We start from the raw sequence: 23677 nt of genomic DNA, 5'->3' as shown, positions 1-23677 counted from the left end.
TCAGCCCAGTTCCTTCGGCGGCGTCCGCTCGCTGTCCACCTTCTGCACCCGCTCCAGCTCACCCCACACGACGTAGCGGTACTCCGAGGTGTAGACGGGGGTGCACGTCGTCAGGGTGATGTAGTGGCCGGGCTTGGTGACGCCCGCCTGCTCGGGGACCTGGGTGAGGACCTTCACGTTGTACTTCGACGTCTGCGGGAGGATCGCGAAGACCTTGTAGACGTACCAGTCGTCCTTCGTCTCGAAGACGACCGGGTCGCCCTCGCGCACCTTGTCGATGTTGTGGAACTTCGCCCCGTGCCCGTCGCGGTGCGCGGCCAGCGAGAAGTTGCCGGTCTTGCCCGACATCGGCAGCCTCGCCTTGACGGGGTCCACGTAGTACCCGGCCACACCGTCGTTGAGCACATCCGTCGACGTGCCCTTCTCGACCAGCACATCGCCGTTCTTCATCGACGGGACGTGCAGGAAGCCGATGCCGCCCTTGGTGTCCAGCGCGCCCGGTCCTGGATCCTTTTCGGCCGCCCAGTGGTCACGCACCTTGTCGGCCTCGCGGTGCGCCTTGCGGTCCGCTATCACGTTCGTCCACCACAGGGAGTAGACGACGAACAGGGCGAGCACCAGGCCGGCCGTGATGAGCAGTTCGCCGAAGACACTGACGGCCGTCGCGACAGGGCCGCGCCCGCGGGGCCGCGCCCGGGAGGGGGAGTCGGAGCCCGGCGACGGCGCGCCGGTCTGCTCGTCCTGGTCGGTCGTCACTCCCACTGCATCTGCCCCGTCTGTTCCAGGTGCCTACGAGTTCGCGTGTCCGTGCGCCCTACGAGATGAGCGCGTCCGGCTTGCCCTTGCTGCGCGGCCGTTCCTCGACCATCTTGCCCCAGACGATCATCCGGTATGTGCTGGTGAATTCCGGGGTGCAGGTGGTCAGCGTGATGTAGCGGCCGGGCGCGGTGAAGCCGGAGCCCTTGGGTATCGCGTCGAGCACGCTCGTGTTGGAGGGAGACGTCGTCGGCAGGATCGAGGTCATCTTGTAGACGAAGTACTTGTCCTGCGTCTCCACCACGATCGGGTCGCCGGGCTTGAGGCGGTTGATGTACCGGAACGGCTCGCCGTGGGTGTTCCGGTGGCCCGCGAGCCCGAAGTTGCCCGTCTTGGCGTCCGGCATCGCCGTCTTCAGGGTGCCCTCTCCGTAGTGCCCGACCATGCCCTTGTCGAGCACCTTCGTCTTGCTGGTGCCCTCGGCGATCGGAGCGACCACGTCCAGCTTGGGGATGTGCAGGATGGCGAAGCCCTGCCCGGGGGCGAACTCGCCCGGCTCCCGCCTGCCGTTCGCCCAGTCCTGCTGGAGATGCTTCGCGGCGCTTCCCGCCTCCTGGTGCGCCCGCACGTTCGACCACCACAGCTGGTACGTCACGAACAGCAGCATCACCACACCGGTCGTGATGAACAGCTCGCCGACCAGGCGGCTCACCAGGACCGTCCCACTGGGCTTCTGGGCGCGTGCGGCCCGCCGGGCCTCCATGCGGGACCTGGGCGCCTCCGGGGCCGTCTCAGCGGCCTTCTCGGCCGTCTGGGGCCCGTTTCCGTGCCGCCCGTGCCTTCTGGCCGCCTTGCGCCGCGCCGCACGGCCTCCCGGCGCCGGTGCGGACGCCGTCCCGCCGTCGCGCTCCGCGGCCCGCCGTGCCGCCCCGACATCCGCCGCGCGCAGCGCGACGGTCTCGTCGTCCACGGGCGGCGTCATGGGCCGGGAACCGTCCCTGGGGGCCGGGGGGGCGTACGAGGAGGCGGCCGCGGGGTCGTCGTACGAGGGCAGGACCGCCGTCGCGTCGTACGGCTGCTGCTGCGCCTGCTGCGTCTGTCCGTACGACTGCGCCGCGGTCTGCCCCCCGCTCCCGTCACCGGGGTACTGGTAGCCGGACCACTCCTGCCCCTCGTGCCATGCACCGGTGCCCCCGTACGGCTGCTGCCCGTACGGGGGTCCGGATTCGGCGGCGCCCTCGTACGGGGCGCCGCTCTCGCGCTCGGGGCGCAGTGCGGTCACGCCGTGGCCCTGCCCACCACCGGGGCCAGCCCCGTCGATCTCGCCACGGCGCCCCGGTCACCGCACTCGGCCAGCCAGTTGGCCAGCATCCGGTGGCCGTGTTCGGTCAGCACCGACTCGGGGTGGAACTGGACGCCCTCGACCGGAAGTTCGCGATGCCTGAGCCCCATGATGATCCCGTCGTGTGTGCGGGCCGTGACCTCCAGCTCGGCCGGCACGGTCGCCGGCTCGGCGGCCAGGGAGTGGTAGCGGGTCGCCGTGAACGGAGAGGGCAGTCCGGCGAAGACACCCTTGCCCTCGTGCTCGACCAGCGAGGTCTTGCCGTGCAGCAGTTCCGGCGCCCGGTCGACGACGCCGCCGTAGGCCACCTGCATCGACTGCATGCCCAGACAGACACCGAAGACGGGGACGCCGGTCGCGGCGCAGTGCCGCACCATCTCGACGCAGACACCCGCCTCCTCGGGGGTGCCGGGGCCGGGAGACAGCAGCACACCGTCGAAGTCGTCCTGCGCATGCGCGGTCGAGACCTCGTCGTTGCGCAGGACCTCGCACTCGGCGCCCAGCTGGTACAGGTACTGCACCAGGTTGAAGACGAAGCTGTCGTAGTTGTCGACGACGAGGATGCGCGCGCTCACTGGTTGTCCACCGTCACATCGTTGAAGGGCAGGAGCGGTTCGGCCCACGGGAAGATGTACTGGAAGAGGACGTAGACCACGGCCAGGACCAGCACGAGGGAGATCAGTGCCTTCAGCCATGCGTTGCCCGGCAGATGCCGCCAGATCCAGCCGTACATGCCGTCCCTTCCGTCTCACCACGGCACCAGACTCACGCCGTACGCCACCAGACTAACGGCGCAGAGCCCTCGGTTCGCCTGCCTCCACAGGCTGTGTGGAATCCAGGTGCGCCCAGACGATCAGCCGGTGACTGTGCCCCCATTCGGGATCGCACGTGGTCAGCGTCAGATACCGGCCCGGACGCCCATACCCCGACTTACGTGGCACGGGGTCGATAACTTCAACGTCCGTGGGGACGGTTTTGTAAGGGCCTTTGTCGATCCGATACGTGAACCAGGTTGATCCCTCGGTGAGGACGACCGCGTCGCCGGGGCGCAGCCGGGGAAAGTCCTTGAACGGGTCGCCGTAGGTGCGCCGGTGACCGGCGACCGCGAAGTTGCCCCTCTGGCCGAGCCGGGCGGTGCCCGCGTAGTGGCCGAGGCCCTTCTTCAGGGTGCCCGCGGCCGTGTTCTCGAGCACCGGCTTGTTCCACGTGAAACCGAGCCGCGGGATGTACATGACGGCGAACGCCCGGCCCGGCACGTACGGCTCCGGCTCGGCGGGGCTCGGGGAGCCGTGGGGCGCGGCCGTCGGCGCCACGGTCCCCTTCGACCACTGCCGCTGCAGCCGGTCGATCTGGTCGTTCATCGCGCCGTCGGCCTTCACTCCGGTCCAGAACAGGATGTAGCCGACGAAGAGCACGATGAGGGTGCCGACGGTGATGCACAGTTCGCTGACGGTCCTGACGAGCGCGCGCACCGACACAGGTCCCCCAGCGGCCGCTGTTCCGGGCTTCTACTCCACGGGCTTCGCGTAGTGCAGATCCACTGTGCCCGAGTAGCCGGGAAGAGTCACCGTCCCGTCCTCGGTGACTTTCCAGCCGAGTCCGTAGACGTTGACGTACACCATGTAGTTCTGGATCGCGGGCGAGTCGGCGAGCGCCTTCTGGAGCTTGTCCGGGTTCCCGATCGCGCTGATCTTGTACGGGGGCGAGTAGACACGGCCCTGGAGGATCAGGGTGTTGCCCACGCAGCGCACGGCGCTGGTGGAGATCAGCCGCTGGTCCATGACCTTGATCCCCCGGGCACCGCCCTGCCACAGCGCGTTCACCACGGCCTGCAGATCCTGCTGGTGGATGACCAGGTAGTCGGGCTGGGGCGCGGGGTAGCCGGGGAGCTTGGCGGTCGCGTCGGGCGGGGCGTCGTTCAGGGTGACCGATACCGACTCGCCGGTCAGCCTCTGCGTGCCGGCGTTCTTCTCCAGCGCACCGAGCCGGGCCTCCTCGGCCTTGCTGCTGCCGCCGCCGGTTCGCTTGGCCAGTACCTCGTTGCCGTCGCGCAGTGTGGCGTTGGACTCGTCGAGCAGACCGTTCTTGTGGCTGCGCTCGTGGATCAGGTCGGAGAGCTTCAGCAGCGAGGAGTCCGTGCGGATGTTGGTGCCCTTGGCTGTGTTGAAACTCGTGATGAAAAGGAGCCCGGCGAGGGCGAAAACGCCCACGGTGAGCACCCGCGCGGGTCTCAGCCGGCGTGAGCGGGGCGGCGTGGTCCCCGTTTCCGGGGTTCCGTGACCCGCCTCATGGGAGTCGGCAGTATTGCTCAACGTACCCTTATCTCCTTCGGCGCCGCGGAAGCACTACGCTAACGGACGCCCGGGGGAGCGCTCGGTGTCCCCTTGTACGCTGCTCCGGAGCCCGCCCCCAGTACCCTGCGCGGCCACGCAGCGCATCGACAGGAGAGACCCTCGTGCCGAAGTCACGTATCCGCAAGAAGGCCGACTACACGCCGCCCCCGACCAAGCAGGCCACGGCCATCAAGATGAACAGCCGTGGCTGGGTCGCGCCGGTGATGCTGGCCATGTTCATCATCGGTCTCGCATGGATCGTGGTCTTCTACGTGACCGACGGTTCCCTGCCGATCCATGCGTTGCGCAACTGGAACATCGTGGTGGGCTTCGGCTTCATCGCGGCGGGGTTCGGCGTCTCCACGCAGTGGAAGTAGCGGCCCCGTACGGCTCGCCGCCGGCTCTGCCCATGGCTGTGCACTGAGTTATCCACAGCCTTGTCCACAGAAGCGGCGACCAGTGGAAAAAGAACGACGATCTGTGGATAACGCATCGAGCGTTGACACCGGTATGACGGAATCACCGGCCTCCGCAAAGATGTTCGCCCCCTGCCTCACCTGGGAAAACTCCGGTGGGTGACAGGGGGCGCATGCATGTCCCGCTGGATGCACAAGATCCACCACAGACTGTGGACAACGCTGGGTACAACCTCGGGCTACGGCCTGTGCACATCTGCCGTTCAGGTGAGCTGGGCGGTTCTCAGCACCGTCATGAGGACCACAGCGGCCAGCAAGACGGCGCACACCCCGTACTGCACGAGGAGACGCCGCTCACGCGGGGCGTGGACCATCGCGTAACCGACCACGACACCCCCGACGAGCCCGCCGATGTGGGCCTGCCAGGCGATGTTGCCCCACCCGAAGGTGAAGATCAGGTTGATCACCAGCAGCGCGATGACGGGGCGCATGTCGTAGCGGAGCCGGCGCATCAGCACGGCGGTGGCGCCGAAGAGCCCGAAGATCGCGCCGGAGGCGCCGAGTGAGGGCTGGTTCGCGTCGGCGAGCAGATAGGTGAGCGCGCTGCCGGCCAGCCCGGAGACGAAGTAGAGGGCGAGATAGCGGGCGCGGCCGAGGGCCGCCTCCAGCGGGCCGCCGATCCACCACAGGCTGAGCATGTTGAACAGGATGTGGATGTAGTTGACGTGCAGGAACATCGAGGTCAGCAGCCGGTACCACTGGCCCTCCGCGATGCCCTCGATCCCGCCGAGCAGCGGGACGTAGGCCCGGCCGACCAGATCGAACCGGTCCGTGAAGCGATCACCGACCGACAGCTGAACCAGGAACAGGGCCAGATTGACGCCGATCAGCACCTTGGTGAGCAGCCGGGGGTCGGCGGTGACGGTGCCGCCCGCGAGCGTGCGCGGTGTCGAGGCCGCGGGCGCGTGCCCCGTGCCGGAACCCCTGCGCACACACTCCGGGCACTGGAAACCGACCGAGGCGTTGACCATGCACTCCGGGCAGATCGGGCGCTCACAGCGGGTGCAGCGGATACCGGTCTCGCGGTCCGGGTGCCGGTAGCAGACGGGCAGCTCCCCGGATCCGTGCGGCTCCTGGTTCGGCGGGCCCTGCGGCGGGCTGCCTGGCGCCTGGTCCATCGGGTCCCTCACTCTCCGTACGACGGGGTGCCCCGCCCTTCCTTGTACGGACGGGCGGGGCGCTTTTGTTCCCTCGTGCGGCGTGTCCCGGGAGGGCTCAGCCCTCGCGGGACTGGACGACGACGGACTCGATGACGACGTCGTTGACCGGCCGGTCCGTGCGCGGGTTGGTCTGGGTGGTGGCGATGGTGTCCACGACCTTCTGGCTGGCCGCGTCGGTGACCTCGCCGAAGATGGTGTGCTTGCGGGTCAGCCAGGCCGTCGGGGAGACGGTGATGAAGAACTGCGAGCCGTTGGTGCCCGGACCGGCGTTGGCCATGGCCAGCAGGTAGGGCTTGTCGAAGGCGAGGTCCGGGTGGAACTCGTCCTCGAACTGGTAGCCAGGGCCGCCGGTGCCGTTGCCCAGCGGGTCACCACCCTGGATCATGAACCCGCTGATCACACGGTGGAAGACCGTGCCGTCGTAGAGCTTCTTCGTGGACTTCTCACCGGTCGCGGGGTGGGTCCACTCACGCTCGCCCTGGGCGAGCTCGACGAAGTTACGGACCGTCTTCGGTGCGTGGTTCGGCAGAAGCCGGACCTCGATGTCGCCGTGGTTGGTCTTCAAGGTGGCGTAAAGCTGCTCAGCCACGATCTGCCTTCCGTTGTCCTTTGTGACCCCCTGATCCTCGCACGGTACGCGTGCGGCGTCGTCGGGCCTCACCTCTGCACGAACATTCCCGGGTCGGTGTCGCGGAGGACCGGGGCCGAACGCCCGTCCGGCGCGGGTCGGCGGCCGCCTTCCGTGCTCCGGGCGCGCAGAAAACCGGTCGAGTACTGCCGTCGCGGGGGCGCAGCGCAGCGATCCGTGGCATTGTCGTCGACAAGCTCCCGTTGCCCTGTATTCATCCGCTATCACGCGTGATCGGCCGAAATACACAATCGTCCCGATCACTTCCCGCCCGGAGGCGGACCGGACCGGCCTCCGTCGGCCGGATGACCCGGTTGCTCGTCCTCGCATGCCCGGGGGCTCTTCGGGAGGCATGATCCGTAAAAGGCGGGAAAGTCGAATTACCGTACGCCACCGAGGAGGAGGAACCCGTGACCCGCATCGACAGCGTGCGCGCCGCGACCGGTTCGGCGAAGGACAGCGTGCTGCATGCCGCGGAAGTGGTGGCGCCCTACGCCGACACGGCCAAGGACAAGGCAGCGCACTACGCACACGAGGCGCGCGTCCGACTCGCGCCCAGGGTGTCGCAGGCCGCCGAGCAGGCCCGCGTCCAGTACGACGCCCACCTCGCCCCACGTCTGGAACAGGCGCGCACCCATGTTCCACCCAAGGTGGACCAGGCCGCCCAGGATGCCGCCCTCTACACGCGCAAGGCTGCCCGGCAGGCGGCCGACTACTCCCGCCCCCGGATCGGCCAGGCGGTTGCCGCGGCGGGACCCGCACGGGAGGAGGCGGCGGCCCGTGGCGCGGCAGCGCTGGCCGCGCTGCGCGGCCAGGTCACGCCCCGGCAGATCGAGAAGCTGGTGCGCCGCCAACAGCGGCGGGCGAAGATGGGCCGCATCGCCAAGGGACTGGCGGTGCTGGCCGCCGTGGCCGGCGGGGCCTTCGCCGCCTGGAAGTGGTGGGACAAGCAGGCGAACCCCGACTGGCTGGTCGAACCGCCCGCCGCGACGGAGATGCCGCAGGGCGACCGCCTGTCCTCGGTGGACGGCAGCGGCCCGAGCGCACTGGACCCCGAGGTGCAGGCGAAGCAGGCCGAGGAGGACTCCGCGGGGAACGACGACGACCGCCCCTGAACCCGCCCGGTAGGCAACCACACTGTGGGGCAGGAGACTTGCAAGTCTCCTGCCCCACGGTGCTGACCGGCCCGGGAACCGCCGGCCGGGAAGCAGGACGGGCGGCGTACGACCCCCTCCGCCACCACCTGGAAGGCGGCCGTCCGACGACATCAGGGCATCAGCGACGACGCGGAGCCGCGGGTTCCGGCGCGGGGTGACGTTTCACGTGGAACAGGAGGGGTTCACACCTTCCCTGCTCGATGACGTTTGCAACGCACCGAGTGTGGGAGTTCCGTGGAGACTTTGTTTACGGAATGCACCCTCCCGCTTACACATCTTTGGGCGCACTTGATCCTACAAGTCTGCCTATATCACCCCACACTGCCCTACGCGCGGACCTGGCACCCGGCCGGGGCCGCTCCGGGCCATGGACTGTTTCGACTGTTTGCGCAAAGGAATGCAACGGGTGCAAATCGTTCCCCGTGGCACCGCTCACCACGAACGAAGGACCGGCCGACCGCCACAAGGGCGACCGACCGGTCCGAGGTGTGGAGCCTAGGGGAGTCGAACCCCTGACATCTGCCATGCAAAGACAGCGCTCTACCAACTGAGCTAAGGCCCCGAAGGAGCCACGTCCGGCCTGGGAACCAGGGCCGGCGGGCGCTCCGCACCAGCGTACCCGGTCATCCCCTGCATCTCACAAAAAGATTGGGGGTCCCCGTGGGGGACCACCCTCCGTAAGATGCACCTCGTGGTTCGCTAGAGCGAACCGCGGTACTTGGGGAAGCGATGGGGAGACGCAATGGACGCCGCACAGCAGGAAGCCACCGCCAGAGCGCGGGAGCTGCAGCGGAACTGGTACGGAGAGCCGTTGGGGGCGCTCTTCCGTAAGCTCATCGAGGATCTCGGGCTCAACCAGGCTCGTCTGGCCGGTGTACTGGGACTGTCCGCTCCGATGTTGTCGCAGCTGATGAGCGGTCAGCGCGCCAAGATCGGCAATCCGGCGGTGGTCCAGCGGGTGCAGCTGCTGCAGGACCTGGCGGGGCAGGTCGCGGACGGCAGTGTGAGCGCGGCCGAGGCCACCGAGCGGATGGACGAGATCAAGAAGTCGCAGGGGGGCTCCGTGCTCAACAACAACACCACGCCCACGACGAACAGTTCGGGCGTGCCCACGGTCAAGCGGGTCGTCCGTGAGATCCAGTCGCTGCTGCGCTCGGTGGCGGCGGCGGGAGACATCATCGAGGCGGCGGACACCCTCGCCCCGAGCCATCCGGAACTGGCAGAGTTCCTCCGGGTGTACGGCGCCGGCCGCACTTCCGACGCGGTCGCCCACTACCAGTCGCACCAGAGCTGAACCGACACCCGACCCGCCAGGACTCTCGCGCCGGGGGGTGCGCGGGAGTCTTGATCGCCGGTCCGGAAGGGGGCGACGCACGACCATGGGTGAGGTCTTCGCCGGACGGTACGAGCTCGTCGACCCCATCGGGCGCGGGGGTGTCGGTGCGGTCTGGCGCGCCTGGGACCACCGGCGGCGCCGCTACGTCGCCGCCAAGGTCCTGCAGCAGCGTGACGCCCATGCGCTGCTGCGGTTCGTGCGCGAGCAGGCGCTGCGCATCGACCACCCGCATGTGCTCGCGCCCGCCAGCTGGGCGGCGGACGACGACAAGGTCCTGTTCACCATGGACCTGGTCACCGGCGGCTCGCTGGTCCATCTCGTCGGGGACTACGGCCCACTGCCCCCGTCCTTCGTCTGCGTGCTGCTCGACCAGTTGTTGTCCGGGCTCAGTGCCGTGCACGCGGAAGGCGTGGTGCACCGCGACATCAAGCCCGCCAATGTGCTCCTCGAAGCCACCGGCACCGCCCGGCCCCGGCTGCGGCTGTCCGACTTCGGCGTCGCCATGCGCCTGGGAGAACCGCGGTTGACGGAGACCGACTACGTGGTCGGTACGCCCGGTTATCTCGCACCCGAGCAACTGATGGGCGCCGATCCGGACTTCGCCTCCGATCTGTTCGGCGTCGGCCTCGTCGCGCTGTACCTGCTGGAGGGCGCCAAGGCGGACACCAAGGCACTCGTCGAGCACTTCGGGGCCAACGGCACACCCGGGCCGCCACGCGGTGTTCCCGGGCCTCTGTGGGAGGTCGTGGCGACACTGCTGCAACCGGACCCGGCCGCACGGTTCCGCACCGCCACGGGCGCCCGCAAGGCCCTGGCCGCGGCCGGGGAACTGCCGCCGGAACCCGGCCCCGACGACGAGCGGGTGGAGGTCTTCGACCAACTCGGACCGCTTCCACGGGGGTTCGCCCCCCAGGGACCGCTGCGCACGCCGTCGGCGGTGACGGACCCCGCGGCCGCCCCGCCGCACACGAACGGCGCCGCAGCCGGCGCGGCACACTCGACGGGATCCTCGGGATCGCACGGCCCCTCCGGGACGGCAGGCGGCCCCGCGCGGCCCACAAGCGGTCCGATACCGCCCCGGCCGACCGCAGCCCCTCCCTCCGCAGTCCCCGGCCCCTCCGCAGCCTCCGGTCCCTCCGTCGCCGGCACGACCGGAGCCGCGGCCTCCGTAACCCCCGCCTCCGCGGTCGCGCCGACGCCCCCTGCCGCACGGCCCGCGCCCGCGCCCTTCGTCGTACCGCCCAGGCCCCCGGTCGATCCCACGCCCACCCAGCGACCGGCCACGATGTCGGACACCGGAAGCTTCCATCTGCCGCCCCCGCTGCCCCGCGAGGCGCTCAGCGCGCCCTCGCAGCCGTCCACGCCACTGGCCCCGGCTCCCGCCCGCATTCCGCGTCACGAGCCCACGCCCACGTCCCCGGCCGGAGCGTCTCCCACCCGCAGTGCCCTCTCGGCACAGCAGCCCGTCCATGGACACCCCGTCGGGGCCCTGCACGCCCCCACCCGGCCGCGGGAGATCACTCGGCGCGGCGGCCGGCCGGCGGCCCGGCGCCCCGGACCGCCGGCGAAGGTCGCCCTACCGGTGCTGCTGCTCGCGCTGGCCTGCTTCGCCGTGGGGTTCTGGGCGCTGGCACGGCTCTGAACGCGGTTACCCGGCCCAGCGGTCGCGCGCCCGCCGCCGGGCGATCGCGGTCCACAACACCAGCCCCAGGACCAGGACGCTGCCGGTGCCGATCCCGCTCGCGGCGACCAGCAGCATCGTGCCGGTGTCCTGTTCCGTTCCCCCGCGGCCGCTCGCGTCGCCGCGCGCTCCGCCGTTCTCGCGCGCCGTCGCGCCGGCCCCCGGCTCGCCTCGGGAGACGCCCCCGTCCCCCGTCGCGCCCGCCTCGGCCTCCTCGCGGTCTCCGGCCGTGACGCCGAAGACGTCGCGGGGCGCGGCGCGTCCCGCATACGCCGGAGCGGACACCGGCGTACCGCTCACCCGCACCCGCAGCGTCAGCCCGAACGGCCCGTCCCCGAACCTGTCCGCCACCGGTGCGCCCAGGTGCACCGCGAGGTAGTACCAGCCCGCGAACCGCATCGCGCTGATGCGGTCACCGGGGGCATGGCGGTTGGCATGGTCGACGGGCGGCAGCGGCTCGAGCGCCGCCGAGGTCTGCGCACCGTTGTACCCGGCGTCGGCGTCGTCGACGTGGGCGCGTACGGGGTTGTACAGCGACATGGCCAGGGCGGTGCCGACAAAGCCGTCGCCACCGGTGGAACTGCCCATCTCCACGGTGGCGGAGAGCTGTTGTCCCCAGTCGACGGGCACCTTGTAGAAGAGGGTCTGCCCGGGGCGGACGGCGTCCTGCCAGACGCCCTGCCCCAGCGCGCTCGCGCCGGCGAAGCCCGCCCCGCCCGCCCGTCGGGTGGCGTCGCCGAGGACGGCCTCGGGCGTCGCCGAGTCCCAGGATCCGGGCGGGGTCGTGGCATCGTCCCGGTCGAGAGCCGGCTCCGACGCACAGTCGAGTTCGAGGTCCCAGTCTCCGGACGTGGACCCGGACGACCCCGGAGCGCGCCGCTCCACGACGACGTAGTACACCCCCGCGCCCTTGCACCCGTAGGTAGCGGCGCCCGTCTCGCGCGAGGCCCACGCGGCGATGGGGTGCGGGCTCCCGGTGGGCCCGAAGTGCGCGGTCCCGGTGGAACAGGTGGTTCCACCGGCGTCCTGAACGGACACTTTGAGTCCGTCGGCGGAGGAGACCCGTGCGCCCGCCCCGGGGACGGCCGTCGCGGAGACATAGGCGTTGGCCGAGGAGTCCAGCTCCAGGCGGTAGTAGCGCCTGCCTGTGGCCGGCAGGGCACTGCGGTAGGTGTGCCCGGGGTCCAGGCGGACGGCATCCGTGGTGACGGTGGCGCCCTCGACCCTCGTGTCGTCCTCGGCGAAGGCGTACGGGGTCGGCGTGCCCTCGGTGACGGGAGCGGCCCGCACCGGGTGCGCCACGATCGTCGCAAGCGCCGCGGCGGCACACAGGGTCACCGTCCCGCGCCCCGGTGTCCACCCGTGTCCGCGCGCTCCCCGTCCCGCCCCCGTGCGCCGCCCCATCTCACGCCCCCTCGCCCCGCACCACCCGGACCGCCCATCCTGCCCCGCGGGCCACGGGGGCACCCGGGCATTGTGTCCGGGCGTCCGAAACACCCCCTCCCCGCGGGCCGTGTCTCCCGGGCAACACAAAACCCCGACCGCGACGGCGGTCGGGGTTTGCTCCGAATCTGTTGTCCGTAGGACCTCACGAACCCGTGGGCACGGAGTCGGTCGCCTCCGTCCACAGATCCTGCTCGGCGCGATCCGCCTGGATCTGGCGGTACACGAGGAGCCCGCCGATGGCGGCCAGTGCGACCAGGAGAAGCTTCTTCACCGCGCGACCTCGTCTTTCCTTGACGTAGGGGACCTCTGGCGCCCGACTATACACACCGACCGACATCGATCGGCGTGCCCGAGTCCGCCCTCAACTCGGGCCCGGCGCACCGCAGTACGGCCGACCTTCACCACCGTCGCCCGTGGGTGATCGTCCATCACAGAATGTGACGTTCACCGTCGTCCCCTGCCATTCTCCAACTTTCCGGACCTATTACGTCCATCCGAGTGGTGTTCATCCGAAGAGCGACGCGCCACGGGCGTCGGTCCACCACTTCGCGGCCCACATACACATCATGAGGAAAGTACGCAAATCGCCCGACCCGAAAGTGAGGGGACATGACCGGGAACAAGCTCATTCAGCTCTGGAACACCGTCGTCACGGCTCTCCTGGCACTGTGCACCGCGCTCGGACTCATCAAGAGGACCGCCACCGCCGCGGTACCTCAGCCCCAGCCGGAGCGCAACTGCGACCGCCAGGCCCGCCGGATCCTTCCGGCCCGCCGGGTGGACCCGGTCCATCCGACCCCGACGGTGACGCTACCGAGACAGACCCGGTCCGAACTGCCCCACAGTCGGTCCCTGCCCCCCACGATGAAACAACGCATCAGGGCCGAGGCCCACGGTTCCTCCCCGAGCTGCCGACGGCGAACACCCGCGGACATCGTCCCGGCCATCCCGGTCGCACGCTCCTCCCTCCAGCCCCGCTGCGCACCGGCAACCGCCTCGCACGAACCGACGGCTCGGCTCCAGTGCTGATCGAGACCCTTCCTCTCCGGTCCCTTCACCGCCCCCACGGGCGCCCCTGATCCATCACAGGCGATCTTGCGTACACCGCCACAGCAAGCGGCCCGGCACCTGCTCCCAGGTGCCGGGCTGCTGATGTCCCCGAACCGAAGTCAGCCGTCGCCGCCGACCGCGGCCGTCAGCTCGTGGCGCCTTTGCCGCAGCCTCCGAACCGCACGTCCCTCAGGCTGGACACGCGCGCTCTCAGGGGGTTGTCACGGACGCCGTTGGCCAAGGACACAGAACTCGTTGCCCTCGGGGTCCGCCATGACGACCCACGACTGCTCACCCTGGCCGATGTCGACACGTTTCGCGCCATGAGCCTCGAGGCGAGCCACCTCGGCGTCCTGGTCGTCGGGCCTGAAGTCGAGATGCAGCCGGCTCTTGACCTTCTTGCTCTCCTCGATCCTGACGAAGTCCAACCCTGGCAGACGATCCGGCTCCGGGCGGATCTCGAACTCCTCGTCGGAGGAGTGGACGACGACCCAGCCGAGAGCCTTGGCCCACCACTGCCCCAAGGCGACCGGATCCACCGAGTGAACGATTACCTGTTCCCATTCCAAGGTCATGCGCCGAGCCTAGGCGTAGCCGAGCTGCGAGAACAGGCGATTGAAGCGCTCGGAGGGAAGGCCCGCGGCGGCTGGCCGGTCGGCCCTCCGAACTACCGGCGGAGGGCGATTTCCTCGGCCCGGAGGAAGACCCGCGCCTCGCGGCTGACGCGCGATGCCCTCTGCGCGCCGGCTGAGCCGACACCGTGCGTCGATGTCAGCCATGAATGCCAAAGACCCCCAGCCGTGATCGACTGAGGGTCGTTTCGCATCAGTGACACCCACCCACACATTCGCACCCGGGCGAGGAGTTCACGACTCGATCGCTTCCCCGTCCCCCGCGTCGACCAGCAGCCGGGCCATCAGGGCTCGGCCCTCCTCCCCCTTCAGGTCGTCGGGGCCGTAGGAATGCTTCGGCCAGTACGCGCGCCCGTCGATCCACGGGACGCCCATCGGAGACTCGTCCGTACGGCCACGGACTTCGAGGTTGCCGGCGGGCTCCACGGGCAGGTCGGCCGGCAGCCCGCCTTGCCCCGGGAACCGGGGCTGAGGCAGTGGCAGAGGCCAGCGCTCCAGTACCGCCTCGGGCCGGACGTGGTCGCCCCCGCCGGCCGGGAACAGCACCAGCAGGGCGGTCCCGCCCCAGGGCGGGTCGTACAGCAGGGCATACCGCTTGGACACGGGGCCGGGCGCGCCGGCCGCGCGGGCCAGGGCTCTGGCCGTGGCGCCTCCACCTCTGCGAAGGCGGTAGCCCCCGTAGAGCGCCAAGCCGACTGCGACCACGAGTACGAACAAGGCCTGCGGCGCCAGCTAGGAATCCCCGACCAGCGTGTAGATCACCAGGACGAGAACCGCACAGATCAACGCCGGGACCAGAGTGGACAGACCTGAGATCCCCCGCAACGTCCGCACCCGCCACCACGGCACCCTCCGGACGTCCGCCTCCCGACGGCCGCGTGCCTTCGGCCTGGGCAGCGCGGCCTGGCGTCCCGCCTCGGCCGTCAGCATCGCGTACGTGAGCGCGCCGGACCCCGGCGCCAGGCTCTCCCCATCGTCGTGCGACATCGGGCCCCCCTTCCCGCGGATCTCACCCCGCGCCCCAAGTCCCCATGACCACACGGACTTTAGGCTCTCGGCGGTCCGCGCTTCGTGCGGCCTCCCTCACAAGCAGCGAACCGGACGCTGCGGCAGTCCGGTTGAACCAGGTGGTAAGGCACGGTCGGTAACACCCTTCCTCAGCCCACCACTCACCCCGGCTCCCACCGGTGATCACTGGTCGCAAGGGCCCGATCAAGATCTGATCTTTTCGTCGGCCCATGGCGGCATGATTGGCCCGGTCGGCTTTTCGCGGACCTTTGATCGGCTCGTGAGGCGTGCCGGCGTGCGGCGCATCACGGTCCGGCTCGCCCGGCACACCTGCGGGACTCTGTTCGCCTTGTTGAAGGTGCATTCCAAGGTGGCTCAGGCGATCATCCGACACAGCCGGATCAGCATGACTGTGGACGTGTACATGCACGTGGTCGGCGAGGATGAACGAGAAGCCGTCGCGCTACCGGCCGAGCTTCTAGAAGATCCGCTCATCGGCTGACCGTTGCCGCGCGTTTCAACCGGTGATGTCAAAAGACCCCCAGCCCGTATGGACTGGGGGGTCTTTTCGTATGTGGGGCTAACAGGATTTGAACCTGTGGCCTCATCCTTATCAGGGATGCGCTCTAACCAACTGAGCTATAGCCCCGCCGCGCTTTGCGGTGTGTGTCCCGCGCGCTGACCCCTGAAGATTAGCGCACGAGGTGGGAAGTCCCAAAATCGATACCCGAAGGCCCGGGACCCTTGCGAAGAGAGCGCATCCCGTCGGGGACGCGCTCTCGTACAACATCGGTCTGCCGGTGCCGAAGACACCCGCAGGCGCGGTTACTCGTCCTCCGCCAGCGTCAGCTCGACGCCGCCGACGAAGCCCGCGGAGATGTTGTAGATGAACGCGCCCAGTGTCGCGAGCGCGGTCGCCAGCACGACGTCGATGACCGCGATGATCGCGGTGAAGGTCAGCACGTGCGGCAGGGACAGGAACGCCTGGAGGTCGAAGCCGTTCGAATCGTTGGAGCCGGTGGCCTCCGACAGCGTGCCGCCGACCGTCGAGAAGACGCCCATGGCGTCCATGACCATCCACAGCACCGCGGACGCCACGATCGTGCAGACACCGAGCGCGATGGACAGCAGGAAGCTGACCTTCATCACCGACCACGGGTCGGCCTTCGCCACCCTGAGGCGCGCCTTGCGGGTGCGCGGAACGGTGCGCGCCCCGGTCCGGGGACGGCGTACGGCGCCGGCCGGCGGCTGCGCCTGGTACGCCTGGGGCGGGTGGTAGGGCCCCGCGGGCTGCTGGGCCTGCCGCTCCCCCGGGAGAGGGGAGGCGGGCGGCGCGGTGGGCGCCGGGCCCACGGGTGCCGCGGCAGGCTGCACCCCCGGCACGGGCTGCGCGGCACCGGGAGCGGCCGGGCCCGCTCCAGCCTGGTGCTGCTGGGTCTGCGGGCCTCGGGTGTCCGTCACAGTTCCCCCCTGGGATCCATGAGAATCATGGGAGTGCGTCGAGTTCGTGGCGGAGCCACGGCCTCCGCCGTCCGTTTCCGTACCGGTCGGTCCGGAACCCGTGGCTCCGCTCACGCTGACTCACTCCTCGTGTTACTCGGCCGAGGGCGTATCGCCCTCGGCCGTGCCGATGGCGTCGTCGTCCGCGGTCTCGTCCACGACAACATCGCCGTCGACCTCCTCCGCCTCGCGCCCCGCCTCGGCGTTACGAGCGATACCGACCACGGCATCGCGCTTGCCCAGGTTGATCAGTTGGACGCCCATGGTGTCACGGCCCGTCTCCCTGACCTCATTGACTCGCGTACGAATCACACCGCCCGACAGCGTGATGGCGAGGATCTCGTCGGTCTCCTCGACCACCAGCGCACCGACGAGCGAGCCGCGATCCTCGACGATCTTGGCAGCCTTGATGCCGAGGCCGCCACGCCCCTGGACGCGGTACTCGTCGACAGCGGTCCGCTTCGCGTACCCACCGTCTGTTGCAGTGAACACGAACGTACCGGGTCGAACAACATTCATCGAGAGCAGCTCGTCACCCTCACGGAAACTCATGCCCTTGACGCCCGAGGTGGCACGGCCCATCGGGCGCAGGGACTCGTCGGTCGCCGTGAACCTGATCGACTGAGCCTTCTTGCTGATCAGAAGCAGATCGTCCTCGGACGAGACGAGTTCGGCCCCGATCAGTTCGTCATCGGAACCGTCGTCCATCTCGCGAAGATTGATCGCGATCACACCGCCCGAACGCGGCGAATCGTAATCCTTCAGAGGCGTCTTCTTGACCAGACCGCCCTTGGTGGCGAGCACCAGGTACGGCACGGCCTCGTAGTCGCGGATGGCGAGGATCTCCGCGATCGCCTCGTCGGGCTGGAAGGCGAGCAGGTTCGCGACGTGCTGACCGCGCGCGTCCCGGCCGGCGTCGGGCAGCTCGTAGGCCTTCGCCCGGTAGACACGGCCCTTGTTGGTGAAGAACAGCAGCCAGTGGTGCGTGGTGGACACGAAGAAGTGGTCGACGATGTCGTCTTCCTTGAGCTTCGTGCCGCGCACGCCCTTGCCGCCGCGCTTCTGGGCGCGGTAGTCGTCCGTCTTGGTGCGCTTGATGTAGCCGCCGCGGGTGACCGTGACGACGATGTCCTCTTCGGCGATCAGGTCCTCGATGGACATGTCGCCCTCGTACGGGATCAGCTTGGTCTGGCGGTCGTCGCCGTACTTCTCGACGATCGCGGCCAGCTCCTCGCTGACGATCCCGCGCTGACGGACCGGGGAGGCGAGGATCTGGTTGTACTCGTTGATCTTCGTCTGGAGCTCGTCGTGCTCCTGGACGATCTTCTGGCGCTCCAGGGCGGCCAGACGGCGCAGCTGCATCTCGAGGATCGCGTTGGCCTGGATCTCGTCGATCTCCAGGAGCCCCATCAGGCCCTCGCGCGCGACCTCGACGGTGGCGCTGCTGCGGATCAGCGCGATGACCTCGTCGATGGCGTCCAGGGCCTTCAGCAGGCCGCGCAGGATGTGTGCGCGCTCCTCGGCCTTGCGCAGCCTGAAGCGCGTACGGCGGACGACGACCTCGATCTGGTGCGTCACCCAGTGGCGGATGAACGCGTCCAGGGACAGGGTGCGCGGCACACCGTCGACGAGCGCCAGCATGTTGGCGCCGAAGTTCGTCTGCAGGTCGGTGTGCTTGTAGAGGTTGTTCAGGACGACCTTGGCGACCGCGTCCCGCTTGAGCACGATGACCAGGCGCTGGCCGGTACGGGAAGACGTCTCGTCGCGGACGTCCGCGATGCCGCCGATCTTGCCGTCCTTGACCAGGTCGGCGATCTTCTGCGCGAGGTTGTCCGGGTTGACCTGGTAGGGCAGCTCGGTGACCACCAGGCACTGGCGGTTCTGGATCTCCTCGACCTCGACGACCGCGCGCATGGTGATCGAGCCGCGCCCGGTGCGGTAGGCCTCCTCGATGCCCTTGCGGCCCACCACGAGGGCGCCCGTGGGGAAGTCAGGGCCCTTGATGCGCTCGATGAGGGCCTCGAGCAGCTCCTCGTGCGAGGCCTCCGGGTTCTCCAGGTACCACTGGGCGCCCGCCGCGACCTCACGGAGGTTGTGCGGCGGGATGTTGGTCGCCATGCCGACCGCGATACCGGCGGATCCGTTGATCAGCAGGTTCGGGAAGCGGGACGGAAGGACCGTCGGCTCCTGGGAGCGGCCGTCGTAGTTGTCCGTGAAGTCGACGGTCTCCTCGTCGATGTCGCGGACCATCTCCATGGACAGCGGCGCCATCTTGCACTCGGTGTAGCGCATGGCGGCCGCGGGGTCGTTGCCCGGAGAGCCGAAGTTGCCGTTGGAGTCCACCAGCGGCATCCGCATCGACCACGGCTGCGCGAGGCGGACCAGCGCGTCGTAGATCGAGGAGTCGCCGTGCGGGTGGTAGTTGCCCATGACGTCACCGACCACGCGGGCGCACTTGTAGAAGCCGCGCTCGGGTCGGTATCCGCCGTCGTACATCGCGTACAGGACGCGGCGGTGGACGGGCTTGAGGCCGTCCCGGACGTCCGGCAGCGCCCGGGACACGATGACGGACATCGCGTAGTCCAGGTACGAGCGCTGCATCTCCGTCTCGAGCCCGACGGGCTCGATGCGGACGATGTCGCCGGCTGCCTCTGCAGGCGTGGCGGGAGTGTTCTCGTCGGCCATTGCTGGTGAAGTTCCTTCCTGATGCGGTCAGCTGAGACCGACTCAGATGTCGAGGAAGCGGACGTCCTTGGCGTTGCGCTGGATGAACGCGCGGCGGGCCTCGACGTCCTCGCCCATGAGGACCGAGAACAGGTCGTCGGCCTGGGCGGCGTCGTCGAGCGTGACCTGGCCGAGGACGCGGTGCTCGATGTCCATGGTGGTCACCCGCAGCTCCTCGGCGTTCATCTCACCGAGGCCCTTGAAGCGCTGGATCGAGTCCTCCCGGACCCGCTTGCCGCGCTGGCGGCCCATCTCCAGCAGTGCGTCGCGCTCACGGTCGGAGTACGCGTACTCGACCTCGTCCCGACCCCACTTGATCTTGTAGAGCGGGGGACGCGAGAGGAACACGTGCCCGGCCTCGACCAGCGGCCGCATGAAGCGGAAGAGGAACGTCAGCAGCAGGGTGTTGATGTGCTGGCCGTCGACGTCGGCGTCCGCCATCAGGATGATCTTGTGATAGCGGAGCTTCTCGATGTCGAAGTCCTCGTGCACGCCGGTGCCGAACGCGGAGATCAGCGCCTGGATCTCCTGGTTCTGCAGGATCTTGTCGATCCTGGCCTTCTCGACGTTGAGGATCTTGCCCCGGATCGGGAGGATCGCCTGGTACTGCGGGTTGCGGCCGGACTTGGCCGAGCCGCCGGCGGAGTCACCCTCGACGATGAAGATCTCGCACTTGGTCGGGTCGTTGGACTGGCAGTCCGAGAGCTTGCCCGGCAGGGACGCGCTCTCCAGCAGGCCCTTGCGGCGGGTCAGGTCACGCGCCTTGCGGGCCGCCACGCGCGCGGTGGCCGCCTGGATGCCCTTGCGGACGATGTCCGCCGCCTCGTTCGGGTTGCGGTCCAGCCAGTCGTTGAGGTGCTCGTAGACCGCCTTCTGGACGAACGTCTTCGCCTCGGTGTTGCCCAGCTTGGTCTTGGTCTGGCCCTCGAACTGCGGCTCGCTCAGCTTGACCGAGATGATCGCCGTCAGGCCCTCACGGATGTCGTCGCCCGTGAGGTTGTCGTCCTTCTCGCGGAGCATCTTCTTGTCGCGCGCGTACTTGTTGATCAGCGAGGTCAGCGCCGCACGGAAGCCCTCCTCGTGCGTGCCGCCCTCGTGGGTGTGGATGATGTTGGCGAAGGAGTACACGCCCTCGCTGTATCCGCTGTTCCACTGCATCGCGACCTCGAGGGACAGGCTCTTGTCCTTGTCCTCGGCCTCGAGATCGATCACCGTCTGGTGCACCACGTCTCCCTTGCGGGAGTTGAGGTACTTCACGAAGTCGACAATGCCGCCCTCGTAGTGGTACGTGACGCTCTTGACCTCGTCCTTCTCGTCGGCACCGGCCTCGTCCGCCCCTGCGGTGGCCTTCGCCGACTCGCGTTCGTCGGTGAGCCTGATCGTCAGGCCCTTGTTGAGGAACGCCATCTCCTGGAAGCGCCGCGAAAGCGTCTCGAAGGAGTACTCGGTGGTCTCGAAGATGTCCGGATCGGCCCAGAAGGTGACCGAGGTGCCGGTCTCGCCGGTCTCCTCGTGCTGGGCGAGCGGGGCTGTCGGGACGCCCATCTTGTAGTCCTGCGTCCAGCGGTGGCCGTCGGTCCTGACCTCGACCGACACCTTGCTGGACAGGGCGTTCACGACGGAGACGCCGACGCCGTGCAGACCGCCGGAGACCGCGTAGCCGCCGCCGCCGAACTTGCCGCCCGCGTGCAGAACGGTCAGCACGACCTCGATGGCCGGCTTGCCCTCGGAGGGGACGATGCCCACGGGGATACCGCGGCCGTTGTCGACGACGCGCACGCCGCCGTCGGCCAGGATCGTCACGTCGATGGTGTCCGCATGGCCGGCCAGAGCCTCGTCGACGGAGTTGTCCACGACCTCGTACACGAGGTGGTGCAGACCGCGCTCGCCGGTGGAGCCGATGTACATACCGGGTCGCTTGCGGACCGCGTCCAGCCCTTCGAGCACGGTGATGGCGCTGGCGTCGTACGAGGCGGTGACCTCGCCGTTCGGCGGAGTCACCGCACCGTTCTCGCCGGCGTCGGTGGACGGGATGTTCTCGTTGGGGTTGCCGGAATCGGCCACGAAGCGCCCTTTCTGGCACAGCACGAGCCGGGCTCGTCGGCGGCTTGCCGGAGCGGCTGCGGCATGTTGCGTTGGTAAGCCTTGATCAGCGTTGCTCAGCTATTCCCGGACGGTCCCCACGTTCGGGGCGGGATTAGCTTCTAGTCTACCGGTAGCGCCGACAGTGATGGGGGTTTGCCGGTACCTGAGTCCGCATGTGCCGCCCTCAACCGGTCTTGCCCGACTCCCCATATGCGGAGCGGGGCTCCAAGAGGCTCTACGAGGCACTCAGCGCTTCCGGCTGTCAACCCTTGGCTACTGAGGAGTCGGGCCCGGCTTCGCAATCGCATGTGGGTACGACGAAACGGCCGCCGGGCGCCTGCCGCGGGCGGTGCCGAGTGATGTCGGTCACCCGTACGTGTCACCGGGGCCCTTGCTGCCGGGAGCGCGCAGCGGGCCGAAACGCTGGGCCGGAGCACCGGGTCCGTGCACCTTGATCAACCGGACCGTGCCGTGCCCCAGGTCCTCGTTCAGGCGCGCAACGAGCTGCGGGGCCAGCAGCCGCAGCTGCGTCGCCCAGACCGTGGAGTCGCAGCTCACGGTGAGCACGTGCTCGTCCTCGTCGTACCTCTGCGGTACGCAGTGCCTGGCGAGGTCCGCGCCGACGATCTGCGGCCAGCGGCCCATCACCCCGCCCACCGCGGCCGGGGTCTCCCAGCCGCGCTCGGTGATCAGCCGGTTGATCGCCGCACCGAGCGCCATCGGGTCGCGGCCGTCGGCGCGGGCGCCGGAGCGCAGCCCGCCGCGGCGCGCCTGCTTCTTCTGCTGAGCGGCGTCCCCACGCGCGCGTGCCTGTTCCTTCGCGGCCCGCAGCGCCACGCGCGCGAGGTCCACGCCGGAGAGTTCGGAGGTCTTCTTCGGTGCGGGTTCGTCGGTGCTCATGCGCGCTCCACGGTGCCGTCGGACACGGTGAACCGCGTCCCCGTCAGTACGTGCGGTACGTCGTCGTCGACCGCCGCGGTCACCAGGACCTGCTCGCCGGGTGCGACCAGCTCGGCCAGTCGTTCGCGCCGGCGGGTGTCCAGCTCGGCGAAGACGTCGTCGAGGACGAGCACCGGCTCGTTGCCCTCCACGCGCAGCAGGTCGTAGGACGCCAGGCGCAGCGCCAGCGCGTAGGACCAGGACTCGCCGTGGGACGCGTATCCCTTGGCGGGCAGCTGACCGAGCTTGAGCAGCAGATCGTCCCGGTGCGGACCCACCAGGGTGACACCGCGTTCGATCTCCTGCTTGCGGGACTCGGTGAGCGCGCCGGTCAGCTGCTCGTAGAGCGCCTCGCGGGTGTGGGCGTCGCCCGGCGCGGACGGCCTGTACTCCAGGGTGACCGGGCCGCCACCGGGTGCCAGCTGCTCATAGGCCTTGTCCGCGAGCGGCTGGATCGAGGCGATCAGGTCCAGGCGCTGGGCGAGCAACTCGGCCCCGGCGCGCGCCAGGTGCTGGTCCCAGACGTCGAGTGTGGACAGATCCGCGCCCCGACCACCGTGGCGGCGCGCCAGCGCGGCCGTCTTCAACAGGGTGTTGCGCTGCTTGAGGACCCGTTCGTAGTCGGAGCGGACGCCCGCCATGCGCGGGGAGCGGGCGGTGATCAGCTCGTCGAGGAAACGGCGGCGCTCGCCGGGATCGCCCTTGACCAGCGCCAGGTCCTCGGGCGCGAACAGCACGCTGCGCACTATGCCCAGCACGTCACGCGGCCTGACCTGCGAGGACCTGTTGATGCGGGCGCGGTTGGCCTTGCCGGGGTTCAGCTCGAGCTCGACCAGTTGCTGCCGGTCGCCCTGTCTGACCTGCGCCCGGATGATCGCCCGCTCGGCGCCCATGCGGACGAGCGGCGCATCGGAGGAGACGCGGTGGCTACCGAGCGTGGCCAGATAGCCGACCGCTTCGACCAGGTTCGTCTTGCCCTGCCCGTTCGGGCCGACGAAGGCGGTGACGCCCGGGTCGAGCGGGACTTCGACCCGGGCGTACGAGCGGAAGTCGGCCAGCGACAGGTGCGCGACGTGCATGGTCGTTCGCCGACCTCCCCCAAGGGTTGTGGACCGCCGGGCGGCCCTGTGGATTACTTCTTCTCTACGGCGTGGCCGCCGAACTGGTTGCGCAGCGCGGCGATCATCTTCATCTGCGGCGAGTCGTCCTGCCGCGAGCCGAAGCGGGCGAACAGCGACGCCGTGATCGCCGGTAGCGGCACGGCGTTGTCGATGGCCGCTTCCACGGTCCACCGGCCCTCGCCGGAGTCGGCGGCCCAGCCGCGCAGCTTGTCGAGGTGCTCGTCCTCGTCGAGCGCGTTCACCGCGAGGTCGAGCAGCCACGAGCGGATGACGGTGCCCTCCTGCCAGGAGCGGAAGACCTCG

24 protein-coding genes, 2 tRNA genes and 1 pseudogene are annotated in these 23677 nt (G+C 69.3%); 6 read left to right on the top strand and 21 right to left on the bottom strand.

The features are described 5' to 3' along the window. Genes ADL25_RS36960 through ADL25_RS36940 form a run of 6 tightly spaced genes read right to left on the bottom strand, consistent with a single transcriptional unit; the run spans position 1 to position 4410 of the window. A complete protein-coding gene (locus ADL25_RS36960; protein WP_059132298.1) occupies positions 1-762 on the bottom strand; it encodes a class E sortase in 762 nt (253 codons plus the stop codon). A 52-nt stretch (positions 763-814) separates the two neighbouring features. Beyond that, a complete protein-coding gene (locus ADL25_RS36955) occupies positions 815-2038 on the bottom strand; it encodes a class E sortase (RefSeq protein ID WP_059132297.1) in 1224 nt (407 codons plus the stop codon). Next, positions 2035-2673: an aminodeoxychorismate/anthranilate synthase component II gene (locus tag ADL25_RS36950; protein WP_059132296.1), complete on the bottom strand. Its 639-nt coding sequence runs from the start codon at positions 2671-2673 to the stop codon at positions 2035-2037. The genes ADL25_RS36955 and ADL25_RS36950 overlap by 4 nt, the downstream gene beginning before the upstream one ends. Next, positions 2670-2831 (bottom strand): hypothetical protein, encoded by a 162-nt coding sequence (locus ADL25_RS47040; protein WP_181923105.1) that lies wholly within the window; start codon positions 2829-2831, stop codon positions 2670-2672. The genes ADL25_RS36950 and ADL25_RS47040 overlap by 4 nt, the downstream gene beginning before the upstream one ends. Before the next feature lie 52 nt (positions 2832-2883). Next, positions 2884-3570, bottom strand: a complete 687-nt coding sequence (locus ADL25_RS36945) for a class E sortase (protein ID WP_059132309.1) — start codon at positions 3568-3570, stop codon at positions 2884-2886. Between the two features lie 36 nt (positions 3571-3606). Next, on the bottom strand, positions 3607-4410 hold the full coding sequence (locus ADL25_RS36940) for a DUF881 domain-containing protein (RefSeq protein ID WP_059132295.1): 804 nt from the start codon (positions 4408-4410) through the stop codon (positions 3607-3609). A 143-nt stretch (positions 4411-4553) separates the two neighbouring features. Between ADL25_RS36940 and crgA the strand changes: the two genes are divergently transcribed. Further along, positions 4554-4808, top strand: a complete 255-nt coding sequence (gene crgA, locus ADL25_RS36935) for a cell division protein CrgA (RefSeq protein ID WP_059132294.1) — start codon at positions 4554-4556, stop codon at positions 4806-4808. A 302-nt stretch (positions 4809-5110) separates the two neighbouring features. Here the strand turns inward: crgA and ADL25_RS36930 are convergent, their stop codons facing one another. Both ADL25_RS36930 and ADL25_RS36925 read right to left on the bottom strand, forming a co-directional pair. After that, a complete protein-coding gene (locus ADL25_RS36930) occupies positions 5111-6025 on the bottom strand; it encodes a rhomboid family intramembrane serine protease (RefSeq protein WP_059132293.1) in 915 nt (304 codons plus the stop codon). 97 nt (positions 6026-6122) lie between these two features. Beyond that, positions 6123-6656, bottom strand: coding sequence for a peptidylprolyl isomerase (locus ADL25_RS36925; RefSeq protein ID WP_059132308.1), 534 nt, complete (start codon positions 6654-6656; stop codon positions 6123-6125). Between the two features lie 449 nt (positions 6657-7105). Between ADL25_RS36925 and ADL25_RS36920 the strand changes: the two genes are divergently transcribed. Next, entirely contained in the window at positions 7106-7810 is a 705-nt protein-coding gene (locus ADL25_RS36920) for a DUF5324 family protein (RefSeq protein WP_059132292.1), read from the top strand. Between the two features lie 531 nt (positions 7811-8341). Here ADL25_RS36920 and ADL25_RS36915 read toward each other — a convergent pair. Then, positions 8342-8414 (bottom strand) — tRNA-Ala (locus ADL25_RS36915). Between the two features lie 180 nt (positions 8415-8594). Between ADL25_RS36915 and ADL25_RS36910 the strand changes: the two genes are divergently transcribed. Then, positions 8595-9146 (top strand): helix-turn-helix domain-containing protein, encoded by a 552-nt coding sequence (locus tag ADL25_RS36910; RefSeq protein WP_059132291.1) that lies wholly within the window; start codon positions 8595-8597, stop codon positions 9144-9146. A gap of 85 nt (positions 9147-9231) precedes the next feature. After that, entirely contained in the window at positions 9232-10830 is a 1599-nt protein-coding gene (locus ADL25_RS36905) for a serine/threonine-protein kinase (RefSeq protein ID WP_059132290.1), read from the top strand. A 6-nt stretch (positions 10831-10836) separates the two neighbouring features. Here ADL25_RS36905 and ADL25_RS36900 read toward each other — a convergent pair whose 3' ends face one another. Both ADL25_RS36900 and ADL25_RS47035 read right to left on the bottom strand, forming a co-directional pair. Then, a complete protein-coding gene (locus ADL25_RS36900; protein ID WP_234381186.1) occupies positions 10837-12207 on the bottom strand; it encodes a hypothetical protein in 1371 nt (456 codons plus the stop codon). Between the two features lie 250 nt (positions 12208-12457). Then, on the bottom strand, positions 12458-12586 hold the full coding sequence (locus ADL25_RS47035; protein WP_003999697.1) for a DLW-39 family protein: 129 nt from the start codon (positions 12584-12586) through the stop codon (positions 12458-12460). 338 nt (positions 12587-12924) lie between these two features. On the opposite strand from ADL25_RS47035, the gene ADL25_RS36895 reads away from it, so the two are divergent. Beyond that, positions 12925-13344 carry a DUF6344 domain-containing protein gene (locus ADL25_RS36895; protein WP_063805809.1) on the top strand — a complete coding sequence of 140 codons (420 nt, stop codon included), beginning with the start codon at positions 12925-12927 and terminating at the stop codon, positions 13342-13344. Between the two features lie 242 nt (positions 13345-13586). Here the strand turns inward: ADL25_RS36895 and ADL25_RS36890 are convergent, their stop codons facing one another. The 3 genes from ADL25_RS36890 to ADL25_RS49365 all read right to left on the bottom strand — a co-directional run bounded on the left by ADL25_RS36890 (position 13587) and on the right by ADL25_RS49365 (position 14984). Then, on the bottom strand, positions 13587-13940 hold the full coding sequence (locus ADL25_RS36890) for a VOC family protein (RefSeq protein WP_059132289.1): 354 nt from the start codon (positions 13938-13940) through the stop codon (positions 13587-13589). 291 nt (positions 13941-14231) lie between these two features. Next, entirely contained in the window at positions 14232-14702 is a 471-nt protein-coding gene (locus ADL25_RS48565; protein WP_147317991.1) for a hypothetical protein, read from the bottom strand. 27 nt (positions 14703-14729) lie between these two features. Beyond that, entirely contained in the window at positions 14730-14984 is a 255-nt protein-coding gene (locus ADL25_RS49365; RefSeq protein WP_059132287.1) for a hypothetical protein, read from the bottom strand. Between ADL25_RS49365 and ADL25_RS51680 the strand changes: the two genes are divergently transcribed. After that, entirely contained in the window at positions 14935-15507 is a 573-nt protein-coding gene (locus tag ADL25_RS51680; RefSeq protein ID WP_267889296.1) for a tyrosine-type recombinase/integrase, read from the top strand. The two genes, ADL25_RS49365 and ADL25_RS51680, sit on opposite strands and share 50 nt — an antisense overlap. A 73-nt stretch (positions 15508-15580) precedes the next feature. Here the strand turns inward: ADL25_RS51680 and ADL25_RS36870 are convergent. The 7 genes and pseudogenes from ADL25_RS36870 to ADL25_RS36840 all read right to left on the bottom strand — a co-directional run. Next, positions 15581-15654 (bottom strand) — tRNA-Ile (locus ADL25_RS36870). A 176-nt stretch (positions 15655-15830) separates the two neighbouring features. Next, positions 15831-16580: a DUF3566 domain-containing protein gene (locus ADL25_RS36865; protein WP_079050828.1), complete on the bottom strand. Its 750-nt coding sequence runs from the start codon at positions 16578-16580 to the stop codon at positions 15831-15833. An 18-nt stretch (positions 16581-16598) separates the two neighbouring features. Next, a complete protein-coding gene (gyrA, locus tag ADL25_RS36860) occupies positions 16599-19190 on the bottom strand; it encodes a DNA gyrase subunit A (protein WP_059132286.1) in 2592 nt (863 codons plus the stop codon). A 42-nt stretch (positions 19191-19232) separates the two neighbouring features. Then, positions 19233-21317, bottom strand: coding sequence for a DNA topoisomerase (ATP-hydrolyzing) subunit B (gene gyrB / locus ADL25_RS36855; protein WP_059132285.1), 2085 nt, complete (start codon positions 21315-21317; stop codon positions 19233-19235). A 363-nt stretch (positions 21318-21680) separates the two neighbouring features. Continuing rightward, entirely contained in the window at positions 21681-22214 is a 534-nt protein-coding gene (locus tag ADL25_RS36850) for a DUF721 domain-containing protein (protein WP_059132284.1), read from the bottom strand. Continuing rightward, positions 22211-23332 carry a DNA replication/repair protein RecF gene (gene recF, locus ADL25_RS36845; protein WP_059132283.1) on the bottom strand — a complete coding sequence of 374 codons (1122 nt, stop codon included), beginning with the start codon at positions 23330-23332 and terminating at the stop codon, positions 22211-22213. Before recF ends, ADL25_RS36850 begins: the two co-directional genes overlap by 4 nt. Before the next feature lie 53 nt (positions 23333-23385). Continuing rightward, a pseudogene (locus ADL25_RS36840) lies at positions 23386-23677 on the bottom strand (6-phosphogluconate dehydrogenase); the annotation flags it as partial.

Origin of the sequence: Streptomyces sp. NRRL F-5122 (assembly GCF_001507435.1) — a bacterium.
Classification (GTDB): Bacteria; Actinomycetota; Actinomycetes; order Streptomycetales; family Streptomycetaceae; genus Streptomyces; species Streptomyces lannensis.
The sequence above is the reverse complement of the archived record's forward strand: the minus strand, read 5'-3'. Positions and strand labels throughout refer to the sequence as shown.

What these genes read in the sequence shown, in the direction of transcription:
- ADL25_RS47040 (WP_181923105.1), bottom strand. Translation starts at nt 2,831, where the DNA reads ATGTACGGCTGGATCTGGCGGCATCTGCCGGGCAACGCATGGCTGAAG.
- ADL25_RS36930 (WP_059132293.1), bottom strand. Translation starts at nt 6,025, where the DNA reads ATGGACCAGGCGCCAGGCAGCCCGCCGCAGGGCCCGCCGAACCAGGAG.
- ADL25_RS36910 (WP_059132291.1), top strand. Translation starts at nt 8,595, where the DNA reads ATGGACGCCGCACAGCAGGAAGCCACCGCCAGAGCGCGGGAGCTGCAG.
- ADL25_RS36905 (WP_059132290.1), top strand. Translation starts at nt 9,232, where the DNA reads ATGGGTGAGGTCTTCGCCGGACGGTACGAGCTCGTCGACCCCATCGGG.
- ADL25_RS36895 (WP_063805809.1), top strand. Translation starts at nt 12,925, where the DNA reads ATGACCGGGAACAAGCTCATTCAGCTCTGGAACACCGTCGTCACGGCT.
- ADL25_RS36890 (WP_059132289.1), bottom strand. Translation starts at nt 13,940, where the DNA reads ATGACCTTGGAATGGGAACAGGTAATCGTTCACTCGGTGGATCCGGTC.
- ADL25_RS49365 (WP_059132287.1), bottom strand. Translation starts at nt 14,984, where the DNA reads ATGTCGCACGACGATGGGGAGAGCCTGGCGCCGGGGTCCGGCGCGCTC.
- gyrA (WP_059132286.1), bottom strand. Translation starts at nt 19,190, where the DNA reads ATGGCCGACGAGAACACTCCCGCCACGCCTGCAGAGGCAGCCGGCGAC.
- ADL25_RS36850 (WP_059132284.1), bottom strand. Translation starts at nt 22,214, where the DNA reads ATGAGCACCGACGAACCCGCACCGAAGAAGACCTCCGAACTCTCCGGC.
- recF (WP_059132283.1), bottom strand. Translation starts at nt 23,332, where the DNA reads ATGCACGTCGCGCACCTGTCGCTGGCCGACTTCCGCTCGTACGCCCGG.